Origin of the sequence: Nocardia shimofusensis NBRC 100134 (assembly GCF_001613125.1) — a bacterium.
In the GTDB taxonomy this organism is placed as follows: domain Bacteria; phylum Actinomycetota; class Actinomycetes; order Mycobacteriales; family Mycobacteriaceae; genus Nocardia; species Nocardia shimofusensis.
The window spans coordinates 1-25,843 of sequence record NZ_BDBT01000047.1 but is presented as its reverse complement, the minus strand read 5'-3'; the positions used below and the strand labels follow the sequence as shown (position 1 = coordinate 25,843).

Sequence of the window (25,843 nt, the reverse complement as noted above, 5' to 3'; positions counted from 1 at the left end):
ACCGCAGCGCGAGGGTGTCCTACCCCAGCGCGAGGGCGGTATACCCCAGCGTGGTCCGGGCAACGGCGGTCTCCCGCAGCGTGCCCCCGGCGCCAGCGGTGCCCCCCAGCCCCCGGCGGGCGGTGGCCTCCCGCAGCGCGATCCGGGCGCGCGTCTCCAGCCGCTCGGCGAGGTTCCGCCCGGGGTCGGTCTGCCGCCGCGTGCCCCCGGCCAGGAAGGCGGCGACGGCGCGGCCGACAGTGCGCCCGCTCGCGATCCCGGCAAGCACAGCTACAAGTCCAACCCGGCCAAGACGGCCTCGTTCTTCCAGACCCGGCTGCAGCCCGCCGCCGAGCCCGGCACGTCGATGGACAGCCCGATCTTCGCCGAGATGATGTCGGCCTGGCTGGCCGATCCGAACCCGGATCGCTCCGAAGTGGTCCAGGCGTTCGACTCGCCCGCGGACGAAGGCTGGCGGGCCGCGCAACGAGCGAGTGAGGCCCAAGCCGAGAAAAAGACCGCTGCGGGCTTGCCGCAACGCGATCCGGGCGGGAGGCTAGTCCCCGGTGCCGTAACTGGCGCCGCGGATCGCGCGCCAAGGCGTGATCCGGAGTCGATCAGGTCCAGCTTGAGTCGTCACCAGAAGGGCGTCCGGGATGGCCGCGCAATGAGAGCAATGAACCTAACCGGAGACAAAGGAGACCGATGAACCCCGATCTAGGTGGTACGAACCGTCAGCTGGATTGGCTGGTTTCGAACTTCGCCAACGAGGTTCCTGGCGTAGCTCATGCCGTCCTGGTCTCGGCTGACGGCCTACTGATGGCCGCGAGCGCCCAGCTGCCCGTGGATCGCGCCGAACAACTCTCGGCGGTGACCGCCGGCCTGGCCAGCCTCTCCGTAGGTGTGTCCAATCTGTTCGAAGGCGGCACGGTGTTGCAGTCCGTCGTGGAAATGGAGCACGGTTACCTGCTGCTGATGGCGGTGGGCGACGGCTCCTACCTCGCGGTGCTGACCAACACGTCCTGCGATATCGGACAGGTGGGCTACGAGATGGCGCTGCTGGTCGAACGGGTGGGCCAGACAGTACAGGCCACGCCGCGTGTCACGATGGGTTCCTGATGGTGGGATGGACATAGAAGATCACCACGTGGAGAGCGCCGAGCCGAGCCTCGTCCGGCCGTACTCGCTGACCGCGGGCCGTACCAGGCCCAAGGTCGAGTTGGCGCTCGAGGCGCTTGTCGCCTCACAGCCGGTCGCTATGGAGCGGCAGTTCGAGCTGACCAACATCGAGACGTCGATCGTGGAGTTGTGCAGAGAATCGCCGTCCGTCGCCGAAGTGGCGGCGCGGCTCGGGATTCCGATCGGAGTTGCGCGGGTACTCGTAGCGGACTTGATCGATGCCGGGCACGTGCGCGTTTCGGCGACATTGAAAGAGGATTCCAGCGACGATGAACGTCGCGAGTTGATCGAAAGGGTTCTCAGTGGACTCCGGCGTATTTGATTCGACGACGCAGGTCGATACCCGCACCAGCAAGCCGACCTCGGCCAAGATCGTGGTCGCCGGCGGCTTCGGTGTCGGTAAGACCACGTTGGTCGGTGCTGTCTCGGAGATCGTTCCGCTGCGCACCGAAGCATTGGTCACCAACGCCAGTGCGGGTATCGACAACCTGACCGGTATTCCGATGAAGTCGACCACCACGGTGGCGATGGACTTCGGCCGGATCAGCCTCGCGGACGACCTGGTGCTGTACTTGTTCGGTACGCCGGGCCAGTACCGCTTCTGGTTCATGTGGGACGACCTGATCCGCGGCGCCATCGGCGCGGTGGTGCTGGTCGACACCCGCAGGCTCGAGGACAGCTTCGCGGCCGTCGACTACTTCGAGGCGCGCAACCTGCCTTTCCTGGTGGCGCTCAACGAGTTCGACGACTCGCCCCGGTACCCGATCGAGGACATCCGGCAGGCGCTGGCGGTCTCCGCCGACGTGCCGATCCTGTCCATCGACGCGCGCCGCCGCGAGCCTGCCAAGCAGGCGCTGGTGGCGTTGACCGAGTACGCGCTGCGCAAGGTGATGCAGGGCTACTGAACTCCCGTGCAGCCGCAGCGCCGACACGTGCTGCGGATGCCCGAGATGTCACCGATCCCGTTCGGTACCGGGCCAGGGCGCCGCGGAACCAGAGGTGCTGTGGGGTAGCAGCACCGAAGGCCGTGCGCCGGACACCGGGAACGACCGGGCCCGTGCGAGGGTTCGACATCGCGGCACCGCCGATCCGGCCGTGCCGCGATGTCGTGCTGCCCACACCCGTTCGGCTCGGTGTCCCCGGCGCGATACGCTCGCGCGATGCGGATATCGGCGCGGGAACTACTCGGGCAGTTGCTCGACGCGGAGTCGTTCGTGAGCTGGGATCGGCCACCGGTGACGGTCGCCGCGGCCACCACCTCACAGCGTTATCGCGATGAGTTGCGCGCGGCGCGGGACGCGGCGGGCACCGACGAGTCGGTGCTGACCGGCGAGGGACTGTTGCGGGGCAGGCGCGTGGCCGTGATCGCCTGCGAGTTCGGCTTTCTCGCGGGCTCGATCGGCGTGGCCGCGGCCGAGCGGATCGTGCTGGCCGTCGAGCGCGCGACCGAACTCGGCCTGCCGCTGGTCGCCTCGCCGACCTCCGGCGGCACCCGTATGCAGGAGGGCACGGTCGCCTTCGTGCAGATGGTCAAGATCGCGGGCGCGGTCGCCGCGCACAAGGCGGCGGGCCATCCCTATCTGGTGTACCTGCGCGACCCGACGATGGGCGGCGTCTTCGCCTCGTGGGGTTCGCTCGGCCACATGACGTTCGCCGCGCCCGGCGCGATGGTCGGCTTCCTCGGCCCGCGCGTTTACCAGGCGCTCTACGGCAGGGATTTCCCCGAGGGCGTGCAGACCGCCGAGAACCTGTATCGCCACGGCGTGATCGACGGCGTGCTGCCGGTCTCGGTCTTCCGCCGCATCGCCCACCGCGCGCTGAGCGTGTGCAGCGGCGTGGTGCTCCCGGACCAGGGGACCGCCCTCCCGGCGCGGGGCACGATCGAATCGGCTCCGGTGCCGGCCGGTCCGGGGTCGACGTGGCGCTCGGTGGTGATCTCCCGCCGCCCCGACCGCCCCGGTGTCCGCGACCTGCTGCGCCATGCCACTCAGCGCGTCCCGCTCAGCGGCACCGGCCAGGGCGAGGCCGACCGCACCACCCTGCTCGCGCTGGCCCGGTTCCGCGGACAGCCGTGCGTGGTGTTCGGCCACGACCGCGCCGGTCAGCAGGGTGAGCACATGGGTCCGGCGGCGCTGCGCGAGGCCCGCCGCGGCATGGCGCTGGCCCAGGAACTGCGGCTGCCGCTGGTGCTGGTGATCGACACCGCGGGCGCGGCCCTGTCGAAGGAGGCCGAAGAGCGCGGCCTGGCCCCGGAGATCGCACGGTGCATCTCCGACCTGGTCACCCTGGACACTCCCACCGTCTCGATACTGCTCGGCCAGGGCACCGGCGGCGGCGCGCTCGCTCTGCTGCCCGCCGATCGCGTACTCGCCGCCACCCATGCCTGGCTGGCGCCGCTGCCGCCGGAGGGCGCGAGCGCGATCGTGCACCGCGATGTCGACCACGCCCCGGAGTTGGCCGCCGCCCAGCGCATCGGCGCCGCCGAATTGTGTTCCGACGGCGTGGTGGACCGGATCGTGCCGGAATCCCCCGACGCCGCCGACGAGCCGGTCGAGTTCGCCCGGCGCGTGGTCACCGCCGTCGCGCACGAGCTGGCCGAGCTGCGCAGCGTGCCCGTGGGAGACCTGCGCCAGAGCCGTCACCTGCGGTATCGCCGTCTGGGCGTGCCCGGTTTCGCGCGGTGACCGGGGTGCGGCGAACACGCCCGCAACCGTCGTTGACGGCTCGCCCGCGCACTTCTACGGTCGGAAGGTGACCTTCCGCAGCGATACCTCCACCGTGCCGTCGATCGTGCTCAACGACGGAAACGTGATCCCTCAGCTCGGATTCGGGGTGTTCCAAGTTCCGGCCGAGACCACCTTCGACGTGGTCTCCACGGCCCTGAAAGCGGGCTACCGGGGCATCGACACCGCGGCGATCTACGGCAACGAGGAGGGCGTGGGCCGCGCGATCCGCGCGTTCGGTCTACCCCGTGACGAAGTCCATGTCACCACCAAGCTGTGGAACTCCGAGCAGGGCTACGACTCGACACTGCGAGCCTTCGACGCCAGCCTGGCCAGGCTCGGCCTCGAGTACGTGGACCTGTATCTGATCCACTGGCCGGTGGCCGCGGCGGGCCGCTTCGTCGACACCTTCCGCGCCTTCTCCGAGCTCCAGCGTCAGGGCCGGGTCCGTTCCATCGGCGTCTCCAACTTCACCGTCGCCAACCTGCGCACGCTGATCTCCGAGACCGGGACCATCCCCGCGGTCAATCAGATCGAGCTGCATCCCGCGCTGGCCCAGCGTGAACTGCGAGAATTTCACGCCGACAACGCGATCGCGACTCAGGCGTGGGCGCCGCTCGGTCAGGGCACCATGCTCGATCACCCGGTCGTCGTGGCGATCGCCGAACGGGTGGACCGCACACCGGCGCAGGTGATCATCCGCTGGCATCTGCAGTCCGGCACCATCGTCATCCCGAAGTCGGTGACGCCCTCGCGCATCGAGTCCAACTTCGATGTCTTCGGCTTCGAGCTGGACGAGGAACAGATGTCCGCGATCGACGCCCTGGACCGCGGTCACCGGATCGGCGGCGACCCGGAGACGTTCAGCGCCGGTCTCTGAGCCCGGACAACCCGAGCTCGGCGGTCAGCTCCACCGCGGCCGCCCGCCCGGCCCGGTTGGCGCCGATCGTGCTCGCCGACGGCCCGTAGCCGATCAGATGGATGCGTGGGTCGGCTGCCACCCGGGTGGCCAGCCGCCCGGTCATGGTGATGCCGCCGCCGGGACCGCGCAGCCGCAGCGGTGCGAGATGGTCGAGCGCACTGCGGAATCCGGTGGCCCACAGGATGACATCGGCGGCCTGGAAGCCGCCGTCGGCCCAGCGCACCCCGCCCGGTTCGATGTGGTCGAACATCGGCTTGCGGTCCAACGCCCCACGCGCCTTCGCCGCGCGCAGCGCGTCGGTCCACGGCAGCCCGGTCACCGACACCACCGAACCGGGCGGCAGCCCGCGCCGTACCCGGTCCTCGACCCGGGCGACAGCCGCCCGTCCGTCCTGCGGCCCGAACTGCTCGTCCCGGAACACCGGTTCGCTCCGTGTCACCCAGGTGGTCGAGGTCACCTGGGAGATCTCGTCGAGTAGCTGCACAGCGGAGATCCCGCCGCCCACCACGACCACGTGCTTGCCCGCGAACTCGGCGGCCTCGTGGTAGTCGCGGGTGTGCAGCTGCCTGCCGGCGAAGTCCTCCTGGCCGCGATAGCGCGGGACGAACGGTCGTTCCCAGGTGCCGGTGCAGTTGATCAGCCCGCGCGCCCGCACCGTGCCCGCGGTGTCGGTCTCGGCGTGCAGCACCTCGCCGCGCCCCCGCAGATAGTCGCAGCGCTGCCCGTCGCCGGTGCGATCGCAGACCACCCGCACCGAGACCGGCCGGTGCACCCGCAGGTCGAAGCGCTTTTCGTAGAGCTCGTAGTAGTGCGGCACGGCGGTGGCGGCCTGGGCCCGCTCCGCACCCGGCGGCAAGGTTTCCTCGAAGCTCATGCCGGGCAGGTCGTGCACCCGGTTCACCGTGCCCAACGTCAGCGACGGCCAGCGGTGCTGCCACGCGCCGCCGGGGCCCTCGGAGTGGTCGAGCACGAGGAAGTCCCGCTCGGGGATCAGACCGAGCCTGCGCAAGTGGTAGGCGGCCGACAGTCCGGCCTGGCCCGCGCCGATCACCAGGATGTCGAAATCGTCCGGCACAACGGCCGATGGTAGTGCGTTCCGGGGGCGCGGCGGCGCTGTGGCAGAGTTGAGACGTCTACAGCGAACAGCCGGTGCGGGAAGGAATCATGCTCGGAGTCAGCCGCGACGGTGATGTCGTCACCATCGAGATGCAGCGCGAAGAGCGGCGCAACGCGCTCAACGCCGAACTGGTGACACTGCTGCGCGAAGCCGTGCTCGCCGCTGTCGGCGACGGGGCCAGGGCGATCGTGCTGACCGGGCGCGGACCGATCTTCAGCGCGGGCGCGGACCTGAACGGGGTGTACTCCGACGAGTTCCTCGAATCGCTGATGGACATGCTGCACACCATCGAATCGGCCCCCGTGCCGGTGATCTCGGCGATCAACGGCGGCGCGCTCGGCGGCGGCGTGCAGCTCACGCTGGCCTCGGACCTGCGGGTGATGGAGCCGGACTCCTACATCGCCATTCCCGCCGCGAAACTCGGTGTCTCGGTGGACCGCTGGACCATGCACCGGCTGGTGTCGTTGATCGGCGGCGGTCCGGCCCGCGGCATCCTGCTCGGCGCCGAGCAGGTGTCCGCGCGTGACTGCTACAACTTCGGCTTCGCCAACCGTCTCGGCACTCTCGCCGACGCGCAGGCCTGGGCGAAAACCATCGCCGAACTGGCCCCGCTGTCGCTGCGGCACATGAAGCTGGTGCTCAACGACGACGGCACCCGCGACCCGGATTCGGCGGTCCAGCGCGCGGCGCTGGCGGCGGCCTGGGCCAGTGACGACGCCGAGGAGGCCCGCCGGGCCCGCGAGGAGAAACGCCAGGCCAGGTTCACCGGCCGGTGACACCGGTTGCGGCAGTCGCCGGATGATCGGGCGCGGACCGAGCGCAGGGGGATGATGGACAGATGAAACCTCTTCTGCTGGCGGCCGGTGCGGCCGCGGCGGCGTGGGCGGCCCGCGCCGCGTGGGACATCCCTTCGACGCTGGGCGCCTCGGTCTCGTCGATCAAGCCCTATGCCGGCGGCGCGGCGAACTACCGCGGCGACCGGTTCCACAACACCGAACCCGGCGTCCCGTTGGAGGCGGCTTCGGTGGCCGCGCTGCTGTTCACGGCATGGCGCAAGCGCAAGGAGGGCCACCCGGCCCATCCGGTTCCGGTGCTGCGTCCACAGACGCCGAGCGAACCGGCGGACCTGGCCGTCACCTGGTACGGCCACGCGTCGGCGCTGGTCGAGATCGACGGCTTCCTCGTGCTCACCGATCCGGTGTGGAGCGAGCGGGTCTCCCCGTCGGCGCTGGTCGGTCCGGCCCGGCTGCACCCGGTCCCGCTGCCGCTGGACGAACTGCCCGAAGTGGACGCGGTCGTCATCTCCCACGACCACTACGACCACCTCGACAAGCCGACGATCATGTCCCTGGTCGAGCGGCAGTCCACGCCCTTCCTGGTGCCGCTGGGCATCGGCGCGCACCTGCGGCACTGGGGTGTACCCGAGCACCGCATCGTCGAACTGGCCTGGGGCGCTTCGGTATCGCTGTCCGCGCTCGGTCGTGAGCGCGACGGCGCCGATCTCACCCTCACCTGCTCGGAGGCCAGGCACTTCTCCGGTCGCGCCCTGGTGCGCAATACCACGCTGTGGGCGTCGTGGTCGATCGTCGGCCCGACCAAGCGGGTGTACTTCGGCGGCGACACCGGCTACACCAAGGCCTTCGCCGAAGCGGGCGCCGCGCTGGGCCCGTTCGATCTGACCCTGCTGCCCATCGGCGCCTACGGCGATCAGTGGCCCGACATCCATATGAATCCCGAAGAAGCGGTCCGCGCCCACGGTGATCTCTGTCTCGGCGACGCCGGGCACGGGGTGCTCGTCCCGATTCACTGGGCCACCTTCAATCTGGCACTGCACGGCTGGTCGGAGCCGGTGCGCCGGTTGGTCGAGGCGGCGCGCGCGGCGGGCACCGCGATCGCGGTCCCCAAGCCGGGGGAGCGGGTGGACCCCGCGCTGCCTGCGCAGGCGGACCCCTGGTGGAAGAATGTGGATTGATCAGTAGTTCCTGGGCACGACGACAGTGGAAGGAACGCAGACGATGAGTTTCGCGAACAACCTCAAGGGCATGGTCGGCAAGGGCCTCGAAAAAGGCAAGGAGGCCGCGGCCAAGAACGCGGACAAGATCAACGAGGCGATCGACAAGGGCGGCGACTTCCTCGATCAGAAGACCCACGGCAAGTACGCCGACAAGATCGCCAAGGGCAAGGAGGCGGCCAAGAAGGCGGTCCCGCCGGAGCAGCCCGGACATCCCCCGACCGCGTGAGTCCACGCGCCGCTCGCCCACCGGTCCGGCCCGGTCGCCGCTGAGGCCGGCGCCGGTGGTGCGCGCGGCGTTCGACGGTGGTCCGGGTGCGACCCCGATCGAGGTGACCCTCACCAACCTCGACAAGGTGCTCTACCCGGAGACCGGGACGACCAAGGGCGAGGTCATCGCCTATTACACGGCCATCGCCCCGGCGATACTGCCACATCTGGCCGGGCGTCCGGTCACTCGTAAGCGCTGGCCCGACGGCGTGGCGGAGGCGTCGTTCTTCGAGAAGAACCTGCCCGGCCATGCCCCGGCCTGGCTGGCCCGCCAGGTGATCGAGCACAGTGATCGCCGCGTCACCTATCCGCTCGTCGAGTCCGAAGCGGGCATGGCCTGGATCGGGCAGCAGGCCGCGCTGGAAGTCCATGTACCGCAATGGCGTTTCGCCGGCCACCGGCCGGGACCGGCGACCCGGATCGTGTTCGACCTCGATCCCGGCCCCGGCGCCGGGCTGCCGGAATGCGCCGCGGTCGCGCTGGCGGTGAAAGAGATCGTCGAGGGCGCGGGCATGCGCGTGTATCCGGTGACCAGCGGTAGCAAGGGAATTCACCTCTACGTCCCGCTGGATCGGGTGCTCGGCCCCGGCGGCGCGTCCACCGTCGCCAAACAGCTCGCCACCGATCTGGAGAAGCTGCACCCCGATCTGGTGACCGCCACGATGGCGAAAGAGGTGCGCCGCGGCAAGGTGCTGCTGGACTGGAGCCAGAACAACCCGGCCAAGACCACCATCTCGCCGTATTCACTGCGCGGCCGCGCCCACCCCGATGTGGCCGCCCCGCGCACCTGGGCCGAGATCGCGGACACCGCGAGCCTGCGCCACCTGCGTTTCGACGAGGTGCTGGCCCGCTGGCGCGACGACGGCGACCTGCTCGCCGGTCTCGATCCGCCGTTCGCCGTCGGAGCCGCCCCGCACGACAGCGACGCGCTGGCGAAATACCGTTCCATGCGCGACCCCGCCCGTACCCCCGAGCCCGTCCCGGCCGCACCGCCGACCGCGGGCTCCGGCGATCGTTTCGTCGTGCAGGAGCACCACGCCCGCCGCCTGCACTGGGACGTGCGCTTGGAACGAGACGGCGTACTGGCCTCATGGGCGGTACCCAAAGGCCCGCCGACCTCGCCGTCGCAGAACCGTCTGGCCGTGCGCACCGAGGATCATCCGCTGGAATACCTCGATTTCCACGGCGTCATCCCCCGGGGCGAATACGGCGGCGGTGAGATGACCATCTGGGATCGCGGCACCTACGAGACCGAGAAGTGGCGCGACGACGAGGTCATCGTCCGTTTCCACGGTGACACCCTCACCGGCCGCTACGCCCTCATCCGCACCCGCGCCGACCAATGGCTGATGCATCTCATGCGCGATCAGCCACCTGAGGCGATTCCGCCCCCGCGGGTGGCGGCGGCATCGGCGAAGGACACCCTCTCCGGGGAGGAGCCGGCCTCGGCTGCGCGTGGTCGCCCCGCCGAAGGCACCGGCGGACAACGACATCGTGACGCGCCGTTTCCACGCGACCTCGCGCCCATGCTGGCCACTCCGGGCGAGGTGTCCGGCCTCGACCCCGGGCAGTGGTGCTTCGAGACGAAATGGGACGGCTTCCGGGTCCTGGCCACCCTCGACGGCGACGATCTCGTTCTGCGCAGCCGGTCCGGCGCGGACGTGACCGGCCGCTATCCGCGCTTCGCCGCCGCCGCGGCCGAATTGTCCGGCCACCGCGTGGTTCTCGACGGGGAGATGGTGGTCTTCGACGATCGCGGCGTGCCCGACATCAGCTTGCTGCAGGCGGACCCGGCGCGCGCCGAGTTCGTCGCCTTCGATCTGCTGTACCTGGACGGAACATCGCTGGTGCGTAAGCGTTTCGCCGATCGGCGCCGGGTGCTCGAAGCCCTCGGGGCCACGGCGCCGTCCTTGCTGGTCCCGCCGCCGCTGGCCGACAACGGCGCCGATGCCGTGCGGCTGAGCGCGGAACGCGGGCTGGAGGGCGTGCTGGCGAAACGATTAGATTCGGTCTACCTGCCCGGCAAACGCGGGCAGTCCTGGCTCAAACACCGCAACTGGCGCACGCGTGAGGTGATCGTCGGCGGCTACCGGCGCAGCGCCGCCCGCGACTTCGCCTCGCTGCTGGTCGGCGTCCCGGTCGGCGACGAGCTGGTCTACGCGGGCCGTGTCGGCACCGGGTTCTCCGAAGCGGATCTGCGCGCGCTGGGCCCGCGACTGCGGGCCTCCCAGCGCCCGACCTGCCCCTTCACCACCGAACTCACCGCCGTCGAACGCAAGGACGCGATCTGGGTGGACCCGGTGATCACCGGCCGGGTGCGGTTCATGAGATGGACGGAGACCGGGCGACTCTGGCATCCCGCCTGGCTCGGTGAAAAACGCTGACTCGCCTCGGCAGTTCGCGCACGGACGCCCGCGAAGAACGCCATTCGCCGGAAGCGGGGCTGAGTCGCGCCTCGCCGCGGCCGGACGTCGTGGCCGGGGCCGCACACGAACGCGGCGCGCGCCGAGGATCATTCGGCGCGCGCCGCGCTCGTGGGTGCGGTGATCAGTTGGCCGGACGGCCCGTCTGATCCATCCACTTCGTGGTGCCCGGCTCGGCGGTCAGCGTCTGGACGAGGTCGATACCGGCGATGACCAATGCCGGTCCGCCGACGATGATCGTTCCGATGATGCCGCCTATCGAGGCGAATGTGGGCACCGTTGCCAGTGCGAGGACGCCACCGGCCAGGCCGATGAGGCCGACGATGCCTCCGGCGACCAAGCCGACGAACCCGCCGATGGCGGTGGCGATGCCGAACTGCGTGCCGAAGGTTTCCATCGCCCGCCGGTTCTCCTCCAGCGAGGCCACCGGGGTCACCGGCACCGGCCTGGCCTTGGAGACGTCCTTGACCACCGACAGTTCCAGCATCCGGCCCTCGTCGGCGATCTGGTGGCCGAGCGGGTATTCCAGGCCGTCCTGGCGGAACGCCAGCGGGAACGAGACGAGGGTGTTGTCGGCCGCGTCCTTCACTTCGACGGTGTTGCCGTCGATCTCGAAGGTGCCGTTGGTGAGCGTGGTGACGACCTTGTCGCCCACCAGCTTCGCCTCGTAACCGATATCCGGCACCGGCGCCGGTTCGGCGTGGGCGGTGCTCGCGCCGACAGTCACGGCGGCGATCAGCGGTACCAGGACCGCGGAGAGCTTGCGCATGCGCATGCGAGGATTCCAATCTTCATGAGGTCGAGCCCTTACGAAGTCTGCCCCGGCGAGAAAAGCTCCCCTCGACGCCGGTGCGGACAGGAGGTGATCCACAGAACAGCTACGTCACCGTAACCTTATCGAATCGGCAGGTATTCCTGTACGCGAATTCCCCGTAACAGGGATCGATTCGCGAAATGTGGTGCGTTTGCTCGACATCCCACCGATCAATTGCTTTCGGCTATGACGCCAGTTGGTGATAGGTGAACGCGCGGTGTGTGATCGCCGCAACACTATGCTCTTTCCGGTGACGTCGCCGCGAGGGGAGCCCTGTTGCCGGGTTGTGAATACGCGGCGGAATCGACTCCGGAAGCTGTTTTCGCCCCCAAAACCAGGGTTTTCAACAATCTGGACGGTTTGTTTTTGCAAGCGGGCAGCAACTGGTCCGTCCATTCGGTGACCGGCTTTCCCTGTGCTCGTGCCCGCGCCGCTCAAATGAGCAGATCGACCGCCACCGCGCCTGCCCCGGCGAACACCACGAGCGCCAGCGCGAGCGCATCACGACGGGTCGCCACGGCCGGGTGAGCGGTCAGCTCACCGGTGCCGCCGCGGGCGGTGATCGCCTCGCCCAGTTCGGTCGCCCGGCGCGAGGCCACCGCCATCGCCGCGGTGAGGATGTCGATGACGGGGCTGTCGGTGGCGCGATCGAGCAGCCGATCCTTGGGCCGCAGTTTGCGAGCCGCCCGCAGCACCCGGATCTCCTCGAGCAACAGCGGCAGCCCGCGCAGCGTCAGCGCGACGACCACCGCCCACTCGTCCACCGGCACCTTCAGCTTGCGCAGCGGAGCGCCGAGTTTCGCCAGCGCGGGCGCGATCTCACTCATCGGGGTGGTCCACGCGATGAGGAACGACGCCGCCACCAGGACGAAACCGAACACCACCACCTGTGCATAGCGCAGCACCGCCGCCCCGCCCATGGGCAGATTGATCAGCGCGCCCGCCGCGATCAACGCCCAGAACCACAGCGGCAGCCGCGGCAGCGTCCCCAGGGGCAGTCGCGCGATCACGCCGATCACGATCAGGAAGACGATCATCATGCTCAGCACCGTCCACGACGGCCAGAGCATGAGCAGCAGGCTGAGCAGGAAGGCCGCGATCATCTTGGTGCCCGCCCACAGCCGGTGCACGGGACTGTCCACCGGAACCCGGCGCAGCAGAATGGTGCTCATCGGTGGCTCCTGTCCTGGTATCCCGACGCCGCCGCCGGGCCGGCGGTGTTGTCCGTGAATCCGGCGGTGACTCCGTGGGAGTCCGTGAAGCGGCCCTCGTTCAGATGCACGGTGCGGTCGCAGACCGCGGCCATGTCCTCGACGTCGTGGGAGATGACGATGAGAGTGAGCCCGGAATCCCGTAGTCGCGCCAGCAATTCCACGATGTCGGCGCGGCCTTTCGGATCGAGCCCGGCCAGCGGCTCGTCGAGCACCACCACCTGCGGGTGACTGGCCACGATGGCCGCCAGTACCACCCGCTTGGCCTGCCCGCCGCTGAGTTCCTCGATCGAGCGCGCCGCGAGCGCCCGGTCCAGCCCGACGGCGTCCAGCGCGCGCCCGACCGCGCCGGAACCCGTGGCCTGCCCGCCCCAGTCCGCGATCTCCGTGCCCACGGTCTGCTTCTGCAACTGCAGCCGCGAATGCTGGAAGGCCAGCGCCACCCGCCCGATCTGCCGGGTCACCGGCTTTCCGCCGAGCAGGCACGCGCCCGAACTCGGGGTCACGAGCCCGGCCATGATCCAGGCCAGCGTGGACTTGCCCGAGCCGTTGCCGCCCACCACCAGCAACGCCTCACCCTGGCGGACGGTCAGGTCGAGCCCGTGCAGGGCGGGCGCCTCCCACGGCGTGCCCCGGTTGTAGGTGTGGCGGACTTGTCGCAGCTCGAGCACCGGCCCGCCCATCGGCGTGCGCCGTGCGCCGCGCGTGGGCTGTGGCCAGGCGGGCAGGCGCTGCACCATCCGGCCCGCGCCCAGATGCACCACCCGGTCGGCGGCGGCCGCGTCGGCTTCGTGGTGGGTCACCAGCACGACCGCCATCCGGTGCCTGGCAGGCAGTTCACGCAGCAGCGCGACCAGCTCCCGGCGCCCGCGCGGATCGATCATGGAGGTCGCCTCGTCGGCGATCAACAGCGCGGGCCTGCGGGCCAGCGCGGCGGCCACCGCCAGGCGCTGCTGCTGGCCGCCCGAGAGTGTCGCGGTCTCCCGTCCGCCCATGCCGTCCAGGCCCACCTCGCGCAGCAGCCCGTCCACATCCACCCGCGCGGCGAGGTCGGTGGGCAACCCCCACACCACGTCGTCGGCGACCAGCACGCCCAGCGTCTGGCTCTCCGGGCGTTGCAGGACCAGCGCGGTGCCGCCCAGGTGCCCGAGTCCGGCCGAGCCCGGCCGCAGCACTTCGCCGCTCGTGGGTGGCAGACCCGCCAGCAGCCTGGTCAGTGTGGACTTGCCCGAGCCGTTGTGGCCGACCACGGCGACGAACTCGCCCGCGGCCACGGTCAGGTCGATGCCGTGCAGCGCGTCGACGTGCGCGCCGGGATAGCGGAACCCGGCTCCGCGCAGGGTCACCGGCAACGGGCCGATCGGCCGCTCGTCGGCGGGCGCGTCGAGCCGGTCACGGCTGGGCAGCCAGGCCAGCCGGTCCAGGATCGAGCCGAGCACATACCAGGAGCACACCGCGCTGACCAGCACGCCGACCACCACGCCGCTGCCGACGTAGAGCCACCACCAGGTGAGGACGGCCTCGGTGGCCGAGTCCACCGCGCGGCCCAGCGACTCCAGTTCCGGCCTGCTCTCGGCGATCTTGCGCATTCCGCCCGCGGTATTGCGCACGGTGTCGAAGAACAGTTCCCTGGTCTTGGCGAACACCAGCAGCGACCCCACCGAGAACGCCCCCCACGCCAGCCCGGCCACCAGCGCCGCCAGGCACGCCGTCGGCAGCCCACGCCCGCGCCGTTTGACCCCGCCGATGATGCCGCCGATGGTGGCGGTGCTGACCACGCCGAGCGCGGGCATCACGCCCGCCGCCACGAAGGTCACCAGCGTCGCTGCGACCGTCGCGGTCACCAGCGCCCGCAACCGGTAGCGGTGCGCGAGCATGCCCATCGGCACCGCGGCCACCAACTGCAGCGCTGCCGCGAACGGCACCACCGAGCCGACCGTGATCAGGCCGACGGTGACGCCGCCGAGCACCGCGCCCACGGCCAGTTCGATCGGCCGCAGCGGCCCGCGTTGCCCAGGACCGGCGACGAGCACGGTCGGCGTTTCACTCACGCGACAAGTGTGCCAGTCCGGCCACCGGGTCACTCGGCTCGGCGGAGTGCGCAGGAGTCGGCCGGAGCGATCGCGCGCCCCCGGTGCCGCGGGTGCCGCTTCACGACGCGGGCGTCAGCGTGTAGTCGTCCGGGTCGAGGGTGCGGACCCGGCGGCGGTAGCTGGTGACCGTGCCCGGCCAGTTGTTGGTGATGCGCCCGGCGGCGTTGCGATACCAGCTCGAGCAGAAGTTCCACGGCGAGCGATCGAGCCGGTCCTGGAGTTCCCGGTTGAACTCCTCCTCCCGCTCGGCCTCGACCTCGATGACATGTCCCGGCCGGTCGGCGAGCAGCTGGACCGCCTGACGGATGTAGCGCGCCTGCGTCTCGATCATGGCGATGATCGAGCCGACACCCAGATTGGTGTTGGGCCCGTAGACCATGAACAAGTTGGGGAAGTCCGGCACCGTCATGCCGTAGAAGGCGTGCGCGCCCTCGGCCCAGGCCGCCGAGAGCTCGCGGCCGTCTCGCCCCCGCACCCGCATCGGCCAGAGGAATTCGGTGCCCTTGAACCCGGTGCCGTAGATGATCACGTCGGCCTCGTGCACCGTCCCGTCGGCGGTGCGCACACCGGTCGGGGTGATCTCGGTGATCGCCTCGGTCTCCACGGTGACGTTCGGCTGGGTGAGCGCGGGGAAGTAGTCCCCGGAGAACAGCACCCGCTTGCAGGCGATCGGATAGTCCGGCGTGAGCTTCTCCCGCAGCACCGGATCGGGAACCTGTTTACGCAGGTGCCTTCGCGCGATCCTGGTCACCGCCGAGGCGATCCACGGCGCGTCCACCAGCCCCAGCGAGGACACCTCCGCCAGCGTCCACCAGCCCAGCCGCTCCGCCGAGAGCATGCCGGGAATCCTCGCGAACAGTTTGTGCTGCACCGGGGTGTAGTCGGTGTCGAACTTGGGCAGCACCCAGGCCGCGCTGCGCTGGAACACCGTCAGATGCTCGACCTGCGGCTGGATCCGGGGGATGTACTGGACGGCGCTGGCACCGGTCCCGATGCAGGCCACCCGCTTCCCGGTGAGATCGACATCGTGATCCCACAGCGCCGAGTGGAAGGCGGCTCCGGTGAACGCGCCCACCCCGGGGATGTCGGGCATGGCAGGTCGCGACAACTGCCCGACCGCCGAGACGAGCACATCGGCGACATAGGTGTTCCCGTCGGCCGTCCGCACCGTCCACCGCCCGGCACCCCTAGCCGCGGCGTCCGCACCGGCAGCGCCGTCGCCGCCGACGTCGGCTCGGGGATCGTCCGCGGCCGGCCGTTCGTCGAAGACGGCCTCGGTGACCTGCGCACCGAATCGGATGCGGTCCAGCAGACCGTGCCTGCGTGCGACACCGCGCAGGTAGTCGTGGATGGCGGCCTGGCCCGAGTAGCGCTGCGGCCAATCCGGTTTGGGCTCGAACGAGTAGGAGTACAGCGGCGACGGCACATCGCAGGCCGCGCCGGGATAGGTGTTCTCCCGCCACACCCCGCCCAGATCGGCCGCCCGCTCGAGAACGACGACATCGTCGAAACCGTTGCGCCGCAATTCGATCGCCACGCCGATGCCGCCGAAACCGGCGCCGATGACGAGCACCGAAGGACCTGGACCCATGTGACTCTCCTCACCTCTGCGCCGATGTTTCAACTGTAGAGGCGCGCGGTGGCCGACCATGCCCGTTCGGCGCTCTGCGCCGCTGCGCTGTGGACAACGGCGCGGCTGTGGAAATCCCGGTCTCGGGCGCGGATCACGGGTGCTCGCCGCGCCCCTCCCGGCTGCCGGAATAGGCGAGCTCGCGCACGCGGCCGACGAGTTCGGGCAGCAGGCGGACGTCGTCGGGATGGTTCATCACCGGATCGAAGAAGTCGGTGCGGTAGTCACCCTCGTCGACCGTGTGCAGGGTGATCTCGGCGATCTTGCGCAGCCGCGGCGACAGACCCGCGGCCGACAGCGTGAATTGGACCGGCGTCGTGCGCACGTGCGCGGCCAGATCGGCCAGCGACGAGGAGGAGGGCAGGCCAGGCTTCGGCTCGGCGAACAGCCAGACCGGCGAGCGGTCGCCGAGCCGGTAGGGCATCAGACTGCCGTAGCGGGCACTGCGCCAGCCGCGCGCCGGGGTGATGAGAAAACGGCTGAGCAGGCCCTCGCCGGTGGTGGCCAGCGCGAGATCGAACGGTTTGTCGTCGCGATCGAGCACCCGCAACGCCAAGCCGAGCACGTCGGGCAGCCCGGACGGCGTGCCGATGCCCTTGGACATGCGCGCGAGCACGGCGCGTTCGCCCTCGCCGAACAGGTCTTCGACCTCGGGCTCGGGGTGCAGTCTGCCCGACAGCGGCAGACCGTTCGGATGGAAGACGCGAGCGTGCCGCAGTCGGGCCGCGCCCGCGAAGGACTGGCGGAAGAGCTGGGTCATGTGGCTCGGGTGCCCGGACCCGCCCCGGTCAAACGGCGGTGTGCCGCACTGTTGCGTCCCGGATTCAGGACGGCGGCACGCCTGTGCACCCGGCCATCGGCACGGTTCGGAAATGCGTTGTGATCGCCCCGGTTTCGTCGAAGACATGCAGGGCGACGGCCGGATCGGGGGAGTAGTCCATCACCCGGTCCGGTGGCCGGATCTCCCACGCGCCGCCCAGCACCGACGAGGTGCTCGGCGCGATCAGCAGGGGCCGCCCGGCGAACAGTGTCACCGCGGACGAGTGCGCGTGACCTGCGAGAACAGCGCGGATTCGCGCGTCCCCCGCCACCAGTTCGGCCAGCCTGCCCGGCTCGGCGAGCGCGATGTCGTCGACGATGGGACTGTGCAGCCGCACCGGCGGATGATGCATGGCCAGCACGATCGGCGCGTGCGCGGGCGCTCGGGCGAGGACGCCGCGCAGCCAGTCGTAGCTCTGCTCGTCGATCCGCCCGCCCGGCTCGCCCGGAACGGTCGTGTCCACCATGACCACCGTCAGCTCGCCGATCCGATGGACGTGATGGATCGGGTCGGCGGAGGCTTCGACGCCGAGCAGTTCGGTGCGGAAGGCGACCCGCTCGTCGTGATTGCCGGGAATGGAATAGACCGGAATGTCGGACTTCAACGCGGCGCGCGCCTCGGCGTACTGCGCGGCGCCGCCGGATTCGGTGACATCACCGGTGTGCAGGATCGCGTCGGGCCTGCGCGGCAGGTCGGCCAGGAAGTCCATCACCTTCTCGGCCCGCTGGGCGTTGCGGGCGCCGAGGTCGAAATGGGTGTCGCTGACCTGGGCTACCAGGATCATCGGCGGTCGCTTTCTCTGCGGAGTCGCCGCGTCGCGTCACGGCGTGGCTGGCACGCGAGCACATGCACCTGTCCAGGCTAACGACCCAAGGGTGGTCGGTCCGCATGAGCCTCACCACGATCGGGCCGCTTCGGTGCGCGCTCGTCGGATGGCCGAGCAGGCCGAGCAGGCCGAAGCTCAGGAGCCGATCGGCGCGTCGGGGTCGAGCAGTGCGGCCGGTTCGTCGAGTTCCGGGACCGCCGACCAGAAGTCCGCACCGGGGGGCGCGGTCAGATCGAGCGTGGCCGGGTCGCGCCAGGGGGCGTCCAACCGCAGCCGCCACGAGTGCAGATGCGCGCGCGGCAGCCCGGACTTGTCGAACAGCGGATCGCCGACGATGGCGTGCCCGATCCAGGCCAGATGCACCCGGATCTGATGCCTGCGCCCGGTCACCGGACGCAAGGCCAGCACGGTCCGGCCGCCGGTGCGGGCCAGGGTCGTGAACTCGGTGCGCGACGGGTAGTTCTTGGCGGGCAGCAGATCGGTGTCGTCGACGAACCAGCGTCCGTCCGCCGAGCGGATGGCCTCGCGCGGGGCGGCGATGCGCACCCGGTTCTTGCGCCCGACGCTCAGCGGCAGATCGATGACGCCGCGATCGGGCAGCCCGACCCCCTCGACCACCGCGAGATAGGCTTTCTCCGCGGTGCGCTTGGCGAACTGCCTGGTCAGCATGCCGTGCGCGCCGAGATCCTTGGCCAGCAGCACCAGCCCCGAGGTCACCTTGTCGATGCGGTGCACCGGATACAGCGTCTGGCCCGCGGCGGTGGCCGACGCCACGATGTCGGTGTCGTGACGTTCGCCGGTCACCGAGATCCCCGCGGGCTTGTTCAGCGCGAGCACCGCCGCGTCCTCGGTGAGCAGGTACCGCTCCCGCAGCCGCGACCAGTCCGTTTCCACTCCGGCATCCACGCCGTCGACCTTACGGACGCCCGTGCGCGGCGGCGTGTCAGGCCCGGCGGATCAGATGCGGCCGCAGCCGGTTGAACCCGCGCAGCCGGACACTGCGCAGCTGCCGCACCTTGAACGCCGGATCGTCACGCAGTTTCTCCTCCGCGCCGTCGTCGACGAGCACCGTGCCAGGTCTGGCCACACCGGTCAGCCTGGCCGCGATGTTGACCACCGTCCCGTACAGGTCGCCGAAACGCTGGAGCACCGGCCCGTAGGCCACCGCCACCCGCAGTTCCGGGGTGGAGCCCACCAGCATCGTCGACTCCTGGATGTCGAGCGCGATGTGCGCGGCCGCGCTCACGGTCTCGGCGGCGAACATGACCTCGTCGCCGACGTTCTTGATCACCCAGCCGCCGTGCTCGGTGATGGCCGCCGTGGTGGTCGACTCGAACGCCTCCAGCAGCGTGGACAGTTCGTCGGGATGCAGGTGCCTGGTCAGCCGGGTGTAGCCGACCATGTCGGCGAATCCGACGGCCAGTTCCCTGGTCGAATCCTCGTTGAGGGGGGTCACCGCGCCGTCGAACGAGCGGTTCAGCGCCGCGGCCAGGTGCCTGCGCCAGGTGTAGGAGAGCAGATCCGCGAGCGCGGTCATCGTCTCCTCGGCGATGCGGCGCACGTTCTCCGGGGAGTCGCCCTCGGCGGCCATCCGGGTGTAGATCTCGGCGAGTACCAGGTCCGCCTGCCATTCCGCCAGCCGCGCCATCCCCTGACCGATGGTGCGCGCCGCCGCCGCCTGCGAACGCAGATCCGCGCCGCCGACCACGCTCATCGACCGGAACTTCCGCACCGCCTCCACATCGCCCTCGGTGTAGTCGACGGCGCTGTCGTCGTTGGCCGGAAAGCCCAGCGCGGTCCACAGTCTGCGCGATACCGCGGGCGCCACCCCGGAATGCTCGGCGACTTGATGTCGGTCGTATTTGCGCTCGCCACCCAGGAGATAGGACTCCACCACCGACTGGACCAGCTCGGAATGCTGCTGCTGCGACGACGCCATCCCGCCACCTTACGGCCCGGCGCGGTGCGCGTCCCGTGCTTCGCCGCGCCCGGCGAGAGCCTTCGACGCACCGGCGTCCGTGCGGCTTCCGACGCCGGAAACCGCTCAGGCGCGGACGAACTCGGTGACCGTCACCCCGTTGTCGAACGCCTGCCGGTCCACCGGGGCGAACCGCGTCGGATCGAATCCGCCGGGATCGGCGTCCGGCGTGGCACTCAGTACTGGGAAGCGCCGAGGTCCACGGAGATGCTGGCCGCGGTGACCAATCGGGCCTCGTCACCGGCGAGCCAGGCCACGGTGTCGGCGATATCGTCGGGCATGGCGACGCCGTCGGGCAGCATCGGCGTGTTCATCTTCGCCAGCAGCTCGTTCGTCCGGCCCGCCCGCACGAGCGCCCCGACCATGTCCCCGGAACCCATCGGCGTCGCCACCGGGCCCGGAGCCACGCTGTTGACGCGGATCGAGTGTTTGCCGAGTTCGGCGGCGAAGGCGCGCGCCATGCCCGTCACCGCGTGCTTGCTGGCGGTGTAGTGGACCATGAACGGCTGCATACCCACCCCGGCCGCCGAGCCGATCAGGATGATCGACCCGCCGCGTCCGCCTTCGATGATCCGGTGCGCGCCCGCCATGACGGTGTTCCAGGTGCCGGTGACATTGGTGTCGATCACGTCGCGGAACGACTGCGGCGTGATGGTGTCCCACGGTTCCGGAATGCAGATACCCGCGTTGGCCACGATCACATCGAGCCTGCCGAACGCCGCGAACCCGTCGTCGACGACCGCCCGCAGCGCGTCGATATCACGCACGTCGGCGGCTCTCGCGACGATCTTGCGCCCGGTGGCCTCCACCAGCGCGACGGTTTCGTCGAGGTCGTCGGGCGTCGAGGAGTCGTAGGGCACCGCCTCCGGCAGCGGCGCGCACAGGTCGACGGCGATGATGTCCGCGCCTTCCCCGGCGAGCCGGACCGCGTGCGCGCGCCCCTGCCCGCGCGCGGCGCCGGTGACGAACGCGACCCTGCCCTCCAGCCGTCCACCCACGGTTGTGCCTCCTCGTGTCCGGCTGCACGCCGTCGTGTTCAGCCCACATGACAACTACGGTGACCGACGCTACGGCCGGTGCCGATGCGGCGCAAGGGATCCCCCTCGCCTGCCATCGTGGCCCGCCGTGGACATGGGCCGGCACTGCGTGACGATCCACCCGGGACCGAGCCTCAGTTGTCCGGGACGAGCTCGATGACGGTGATATCGGAGGGAGCGCCGACGCGCACCGGCGGACCCCACGCGCCCGCGCCGCGAGTGACGTAGAGCTGGGTGTCGCCGTAGCGTTCCAGTCCGGCGAGAGTCGGATTCGCCAGGGCGGCGAAGAAGTTGGCGGGGAAGAGCTGGCCGCCGTGGGTGTGGCCGGACAGTTGCAGGTCCACGCCGTGATCGACGGCGTCGTGGATGAGCGAGGGCTGGTGGGCCAGCAGGACGCAGGGCTTGGAGGTATCGCGGCCGCCGAGCGCGGCGTCGAAGTCGGGGGCGCGGTCGTAGGCCTCGGCGGCGAGGTCGTCCACCCCGGCGATGTCGAACCAGGGGAGTTCGGCTCGTTCGTTGAACAGGACGCGGATGCCGAGGTTCGGCAGATACTCGATCCACTCGTCCGGGCCGGAGTAGTACTCGTGGTTGCCCATGCAGAAGAAGACGCCATGCGGTGCGCGCAGGTCCGCCAGCGGCGCGACGTGCTCGCGCAGGTCGGCGACGGAACCGTCCACCAGGTCGCCCGCGATGGCGATCAGGTCCGGCTGGGTCCGGTTGATCGTGTCGACCACCGTCCGCGCGAAACCACGGCCCAGCGACGGCCCGAGGTGCAGGTCGCTGACCAGGGTGATGCGGAATCCGGAGGCCTCGGCGGGCAGTCGGCGCAGTGGCACGGTCACCCGATTGACGGCCGGGCCTTTCAGCACCCCGTAGGTACCCGCGCCGACCGTGGCCACCGCCGCTACCGCCGTCGCACCGGCCAGCGCGCGGCTGACGAACATCCGCCTCGACACCGCCTGCGAGCCGGCGCTCTCGGCTGCTGCCGGGCCGTTCCCGACGACCTCCTGGGGCGTCGCCTGCGCCGTGGTCTCACCGGCACCGGCCGTATCGGTCGCCGCGTTCGGTGCTGTCGCTTCGGCGTCCGTGCCGGTCTTTTCCGTCGTGCCGGTCGCCTCCGTGGGGCCGGTGGCTGCCGCTGTGCCGGTTGTCGCCGTCGTGCCGGTACCCCGCGTCGACGCCGCGGTGGTCGTGAGGACGGCACCCGCGTCGGACCCACCCTTGCGCCTGCTCGCCCACCACACCAGCAGCGGACGGAGGACCTCCCCCGCCAGCACCCCGAGCAGCAGATAGATCAGCACCGCCGCCCACAGGTACCCGACCGTGGAGATCACACGCACGACCCCGAACGGCACCATGTCGATCCGCGTCGCCGGCGTGCCCACCATGAACAGCCCGCCGACCACGATCACCCCGGTCCCGGCACGCCGCCCGATCGACCCGGCCACCGTGCTGTCGCGCACCAGCCGACGCCACACATACCAGTGCAACCCAGCCACGATGCCGACCATCACAGCCAGGATCAGCAACCCCACCACTCTGCCCACCAGCGCAAACCCTTCCGGAATCGCCCGAACTCCCGACTCCAGCGAATCTACGCGCACTCGCCGATCCGCCTCCCGATCCGCGCGATCACTCCGGTGCACCGCCCCTGAGCGCGTCCAGCATGCGCCGATGGCGCCGATGCCCGGCCGCCTCGTATCCGATCACCGTGACGAACGGCGCGGCCATCACCGCCTTGCCGAGGCGAACCAGCTGAAGTTCAACCGGGCCGGCGAGGCTCCGGCGGCACCGCTGCTCACCGATCCCGGCGGCGTCCGCGCGTCGAAAACGAGGGCGTTGCCATCGTTTTCGCGGTCACGGATGCTGGTGACCCCCCGGTCTTATCATGTAGATATGGAATAACTGGGGCGAGTGGTGGGGTGTGATGTCAGAGATCTCGAAAGTCGAACTGTACGCGGCGATCAGGCAGGATCTCCGTGCCGGCCTGTCCAAACGCGCCATCGAGCGCAAGCACGGTGTCGGGTGGCGCACTGTGGCGAAGGCCACCGAGTCGGTGCTCCCCGGGCCGCGTAAGCAGTATCCTCCGCGCCCTCAGAAGCTGGATCCCTACAAGCCGTTCATCGACGACATCCTGCGTGGAGATCTGGAAGGCCCGCCCAGGCAACGGCATACGGCCACCCGGATCTTTCAGCGTCTGCGCGCCGAGCGCGGCATGACGGACGTGTCGTATCAGCGGGTCAGCGCCTATATCCGCGAACGCAGACCGCAGCTGCGAGCGGAGCAGGCGACCGCTCGCCGCCGCACCGGACGACTCGTCGGCGCGGCCGGCTTCTCGCGCCTGAAAACACTGCGGGACTTCGAATTCGACGCCAACCCGGCTGTCGACCCCGCGGTGATCCACGCCCTGGCCGGATGCGACTGGGTGCGAGAAGGTCGGCCGCTGTGCCTGACCGGCGAGGCCGGAACCGGGAAGACCCATCTGCTGATCGCCCTGGGCGCCGAAGCGGCGAAAGCGGGCTTCCGGGTCAGGTACACCTTGGCCGGCGAACTGGTCACCGCGCTGGCCGAAGCCGCCGATCGGCAACGACTTTCCCGGATCATCGGCCGCTATCGTGGCATCGATCTGCTCTGTATCGACGAACTCGGCTACACCGCGGTCGACCGGCGCGGCGCCGAACTGTTGTTCCAGGTCCTGACCGAGCGCGACGAGAAGAAGTCGGTCGCGATCGCGTCCAACCGCGGCATCGCCCACTGGTCCGAGATCTTCCCCGACGCGCGGCTGCGTGCCGCCATCATCGACCGGCTCACGTTCGGCGGCACCATCGTCGACACCGGAACCCGGAGCTATCGCCGCACTCGCGCCGAGTCGGATACGCCGACCGACTGATCCCGCCGACCCGACCCGGCGGCTCACCCGAGGTCGCCGGGGCGGTGAGGTCGGATGAGCAGGGGTGGTGGTCGCGTGCCCGCGGTTTCGCCGCGGAACTCCTTCGCACACCTCGGGCGACACCGGTGGATCACATGAACCGGCACCTCTCATCGGTGTCGTCGGAATTCGTGAAAAGAACCCGCCAGAATTCGTGAAAATATGCTGTCGGAATTCGCGATAACCTCCTTCGGAATTGGCGATAATTTCCGCTCGTGGTGGCGCTGATCTGGTGGTATGTCCCGAAAGTTGTTGTTGCGAGACGTGTTACGTGCACGTATCTTGGCGGTTGGGCTCATTTCGATTCGAATTGTGCGAGGAGAAATATGGATCATAACTGATTATCGCCGAGGCCACCGGTTCCAGCCGGTGGATCCTTCACGCTTTATGCGATTGCGTCGCCGGTAGAAATCATCGTCATCGGCTGCCGGCCACCCATCGGCGCGTCCGCCACCAGGCGGCAAACATGCCGAGTTCGGGTGGTGACCGTGCGGGCCTACACCGGCGACGTCTCGGACAGCAGCTCGACCAGAGCCGCGTCCTCGTCCGCACCCGCCGACAGCCGGTGAGCGGCAGCGGGTGCGAGGGACGGCAACTACGTGCGCGATTTCCGCCCGACGGCATTCGGCCGACCGGCGTCGATCAGTCGTGCCCACAGAACACTTCGATCAGAAGGACAGCGTCATGCCCACCACCGCCGGCCGTAGCGCCACCGCGACCGGTGCCTTCACCTACACCGCCCTCTGACCTGACATCTCTCGCTCTGAAAGGAGCACCCCATGGCTCCGGCCTTGACCTCCATCGCCCCGACTTCGGGCCCCGTCGCCGGGCTCAACAGCGTCACGCTGACCGGCACCGGATTCGTGAATATCACCGCCGTACGTTTCGGCGCCACGCCGGCCTCCTACACCGTCGACTCCGGTAACCAGATCACCGCGACCGCCCCGCCGGGTAGCGGAACAGTGCAGGTCACCGTCGTCGCCACCCCCGGCGGCACCAGCAACGGACTTCCCTACACCTACATCCCCGTGCCGTCGCTCAGCGGCATCGGCCCGGATCGAGGTCCCACCACCGGCGGCACCTCGGTGACCCTCACCGGCACCGGTCTCACCGGAGCCACCGCGGTCACCTTCGGCGCGACTCCCGCCACCTCGTTCACCGTCGTCTCCGACACCCAGATCACCGCCACCGCCCCGGCGGGCAGCGGAACAGCGCAGGTCACCGTCACCACTCCGGGTGGCCTCAGCAACGGTGTTTCGTACACCTACGTCCTGTTCCCGGTGATCACCTCCATCGACCCGACTGCCGGTCCCACGGCCGGATCCAACACAGTCACGCTGACGGGTTCCGGTTTCGTGAATGTCACCGCCGTGCGTTTCGGCACTGTGGCGGCCGCGTTCGAGGTCGACTCCGGTAACCAGATCACCGTGATCGCACCGCCGGGCAGCGGCACGGTGCAGGTCACCGTCACCACCATCGCCGGCGTCAGCAACGGCGTCCCCTACACCTACGTGACGGCTCCGGTCCTGACGTCTCTCGATCCGACTACGGGTCCGGAGGCGGGCGGGACCACGGTGGTCCTCACCGGCACGGGTCTGGCGGGTGCGACCGCGGTTTCCTTCGGTGGTACGCCCGCGACGTCGTTCACCGTGGTCTCGGACTCGCAGATCATCGCGATCGCTCCGGCGGGGGTCGGTGTGGAGCAGGTGACGGTCACGACCGTCGGCGGTACCAGTAACGGGCTTCCCTACACCTACGCCGTGATTCCGGCGATCAGCGCCGCCGATCCCGATGAAGGTCCCGTCGTGGGCGGCACCTCGGTGGTTCTGACGGGTACCGGTTTCACCGGCGCGACCGCGGTCGAATTCGGTGGTACGCCGG

Annotated in this window: 22 protein-coding genes and 1 pseudogene; 12 read left to right on the top strand and 11 right to left on the bottom strand. The window is 69.9% G+C overall.

The genetic code is table 11. The features are described 5' to 3' along the window. From NS3_RS29635 to NS3_RS27300, 6 genes and pseudogenes are all read left to right on the top strand, one after another. A pseudogene (locus NS3_RS29635) lies at positions 1-688 on the top strand (sensor histidine kinase); the annotation flags it as partial. Beyond that, the gene (locus NS3_RS27320; RefSeq protein ID WP_011207200.1) at positions 685-1,098 is read left to right on the top strand and encodes a roadblock/LC7 domain-containing protein; all 414 of its coding nucleotides are present in this window, start codon (positions 685-687) and stop codon (positions 1,096-1,098) included. The pseudogene NS3_RS29635 and the gene NS3_RS27320, both read left to right, overlap by 4 nt. A 7-nt stretch (positions 1,099-1,105) precedes the next feature. Further along, positions 1,106-1,480: a DUF742 domain-containing protein gene (locus NS3_RS27315; protein WP_067865660.1), complete on the top strand. Its 375-nt coding sequence runs from the start codon at positions 1,106-1,108 to the stop codon at positions 1,478-1,480. Then, positions 1,461-2,063, top strand: coding sequence for a GTP-binding protein (locus tag NS3_RS27310; RefSeq protein ID WP_174550526.1), 603 nt, complete (start codon positions 1,461-1,463; stop codon positions 2,061-2,063). Before NS3_RS27315 ends, NS3_RS27310 begins: the two co-directional genes overlap by 20 nt. A 255-nt stretch (positions 2,064-2,318) precedes the next feature. Then, complete coding sequence (locus NS3_RS27305) at positions 2,319-3,842, top strand: acetyl-coenzyme A carboxylase carboxyl transferase subunits beta/alpha (RefSeq protein ID WP_067865656.1); 1,524 nt, start codon at positions 2,319-2,321, stop codon at positions 3,840-3,842. Positions 3,843-3,909: 67 nt separating this feature from the next. Further along, a complete protein-coding gene (locus tag NS3_RS27300; protein ID WP_067865653.1) occupies positions 3,910-4,761 on the top strand; it encodes an aldo/keto reductase in 852 nt (283 codons plus the stop codon). Here NS3_RS27300 and NS3_RS27295 read toward each other — a convergent pair. Further along, the gene (locus NS3_RS27295) at positions 4,745-5,878 is read right to left on the bottom strand and encodes an NAD(P)-binding domain-containing protein (protein WP_067865651.1); all 1,134 of its coding nucleotides are present in this window, start codon (positions 5,876-5,878) and stop codon (positions 4,745-4,747) included. The two genes, NS3_RS27300 and NS3_RS27295, sit on opposite strands and share 17 nt — an antisense overlap. A gap of 89 nt (positions 5,879-5,967) precedes the next feature. Between NS3_RS27295 and NS3_RS27290 the strand changes: the two genes are divergently transcribed. From NS3_RS27290 to NS3_RS27275, 4 genes are all read left to right on the top strand, one after another. Beyond that, positions 5,968-6,696: an enoyl-CoA hydratase gene (locus tag NS3_RS27290; protein WP_067865648.1), complete on the top strand. Its 729-nt coding sequence runs from the start codon at positions 5,968-5,970 to the stop codon at positions 6,694-6,696. Between the two features lie 62 nt (positions 6,697-6,758). Next, on the top strand, positions 6,759-7,892 hold the full coding sequence (locus NS3_RS27285) for an MBL fold metallo-hydrolase (RefSeq protein ID WP_067865646.1): 1,134 nt from the start codon (positions 6,759-6,761) through the stop codon (positions 7,890-7,892). A gap of 43 nt (positions 7,893-7,935) precedes the next feature. Then, entirely contained in the window at positions 7,936-8,160 is a 225-nt protein-coding gene (locus NS3_RS27280) for an antitoxin (RefSeq protein WP_067865643.1), read from the top strand. Between the two features lie 55 nt (positions 8,161-8,215). Then, positions 8,216-10,585 carry an ATP-dependent DNA ligase gene (locus tag NS3_RS27275; RefSeq protein ID WP_444980686.1) on the top strand — a complete coding sequence of 790 codons (2,370 nt, stop codon included), beginning with the start codon at positions 8,216-8,218 and terminating at the stop codon, positions 10,583-10,585. 163 nt (positions 10,586-10,748) lie between these two features. On the opposite strand, the gene NS3_RS27270 is transcribed toward NS3_RS27275, so the two are convergent. The 10 genes from NS3_RS27270 to NS3_RS27225 form a co-directional block, all read right to left on the bottom strand. After that, positions 10,749-11,399, bottom strand: a complete 651-nt coding sequence (locus NS3_RS27270; RefSeq protein WP_067865641.1) for a DUF8020 domain-containing protein — start codon at positions 11,397-11,399, stop codon at positions 10,749-10,751. Positions 11,400-11,872: 473 nt separating this feature from the next. Continuing rightward, positions 11,873-12,610 carry an energy-coupling factor transporter transmembrane component T family protein gene (locus tag NS3_RS27265; RefSeq protein ID WP_067865639.1) on the bottom strand — a complete coding sequence of 246 codons (738 nt, stop codon included), beginning with the start codon at positions 12,608-12,610 and terminating at the stop codon, positions 11,873-11,875. Next, positions 12,607-14,700 (bottom strand): ABC transporter ATP-binding protein, encoded by a 2,094-nt coding sequence (locus NS3_RS27260; protein ID WP_084495991.1) that lies wholly within the window; start codon positions 14,698-14,700, stop codon positions 12,607-12,609. The genes NS3_RS27265 and NS3_RS27260 overlap by 4 nt, the downstream gene beginning before the upstream one ends. Positions 14,701-14,800: 100 nt before the next feature. Then, positions 14,801-16,333 (bottom strand): flavin-containing monooxygenase, encoded by a 1,533-nt coding sequence (locus NS3_RS27255; protein WP_067865636.1) that lies wholly within the window; start codon positions 16,331-16,333, stop codon positions 14,801-14,803. 133 nt (positions 16,334-16,466) lie between these two features. Continuing rightward, a complete protein-coding gene (locus NS3_RS27250; RefSeq protein WP_067865633.1) occupies positions 16,467-17,132 on the bottom strand; it encodes a phosphodiesterase in 666 nt (221 codons plus the stop codon). Between the two features lie 64 nt (positions 17,133-17,196). Continuing rightward, on the bottom strand, positions 17,197-17,976 hold the full coding sequence (locus tag NS3_RS27245) for a metallophosphoesterase (protein WP_067865630.1): 780 nt from the start codon (positions 17,974-17,976) through the stop codon (positions 17,197-17,199). A gap of 177 nt (positions 17,977-18,153) precedes the next feature. Next, entirely contained in the window at positions 18,154-18,924 is a 771-nt protein-coding gene (locus NS3_RS27240) for an RluA family pseudouridine synthase (RefSeq protein ID WP_245649840.1), read from the bottom strand. 37 nt (positions 18,925-18,961) lie between these two features. Further along, on the bottom strand, positions 18,962-19,957 hold the full coding sequence (locus NS3_RS27235) for an adenylate/guanylate cyclase domain-containing protein (protein WP_067865624.1): 996 nt from the start codon (positions 19,955-19,957) through the stop codon (positions 18,962-18,964). 215 nt (positions 19,958-20,172) lie between these two features. Continuing rightward, entirely contained in the window at positions 20,173-20,994 is an 822-nt protein-coding gene (locus tag NS3_RS27230; protein WP_067865621.1) for a mycofactocin-coupled SDR family oxidoreductase, read from the bottom strand. Positions 20,995-21,167: 173 nt separating this feature from the next. Next, positions 21,168-22,580: a metallophosphoesterase gene (locus NS3_RS27225; RefSeq protein ID WP_157101565.1), complete on the bottom strand. Its 1,413-nt coding sequence runs from the start codon at positions 22,578-22,580 to the stop codon at positions 21,168-21,170. A 380-nt stretch (positions 22,581-22,960) separates the two neighbouring features. On the opposite strand from NS3_RS27225, the gene NS3_RS30400 reads away from it, so the two are divergent. Both NS3_RS30400 and NS3_RS27215 read left to right on the top strand, forming a co-directional pair. Next, positions 22,961-23,923 carry an ATP-binding protein gene (locus NS3_RS30400; protein ID WP_067865618.1) on the top strand — a complete coding sequence of 321 codons (963 nt, stop codon included), beginning with the start codon at positions 22,961-22,963 and terminating at the stop codon, positions 23,921-23,923. Between the two features lie 818 nt (positions 23,924-24,741). Further along, positions 24,742-25,843 (top strand): IPT/TIG domain-containing protein (locus NS3_RS27215; protein WP_067865615.1); only part of this gene is annotated, 1,102 nt, incomplete at its 3' end.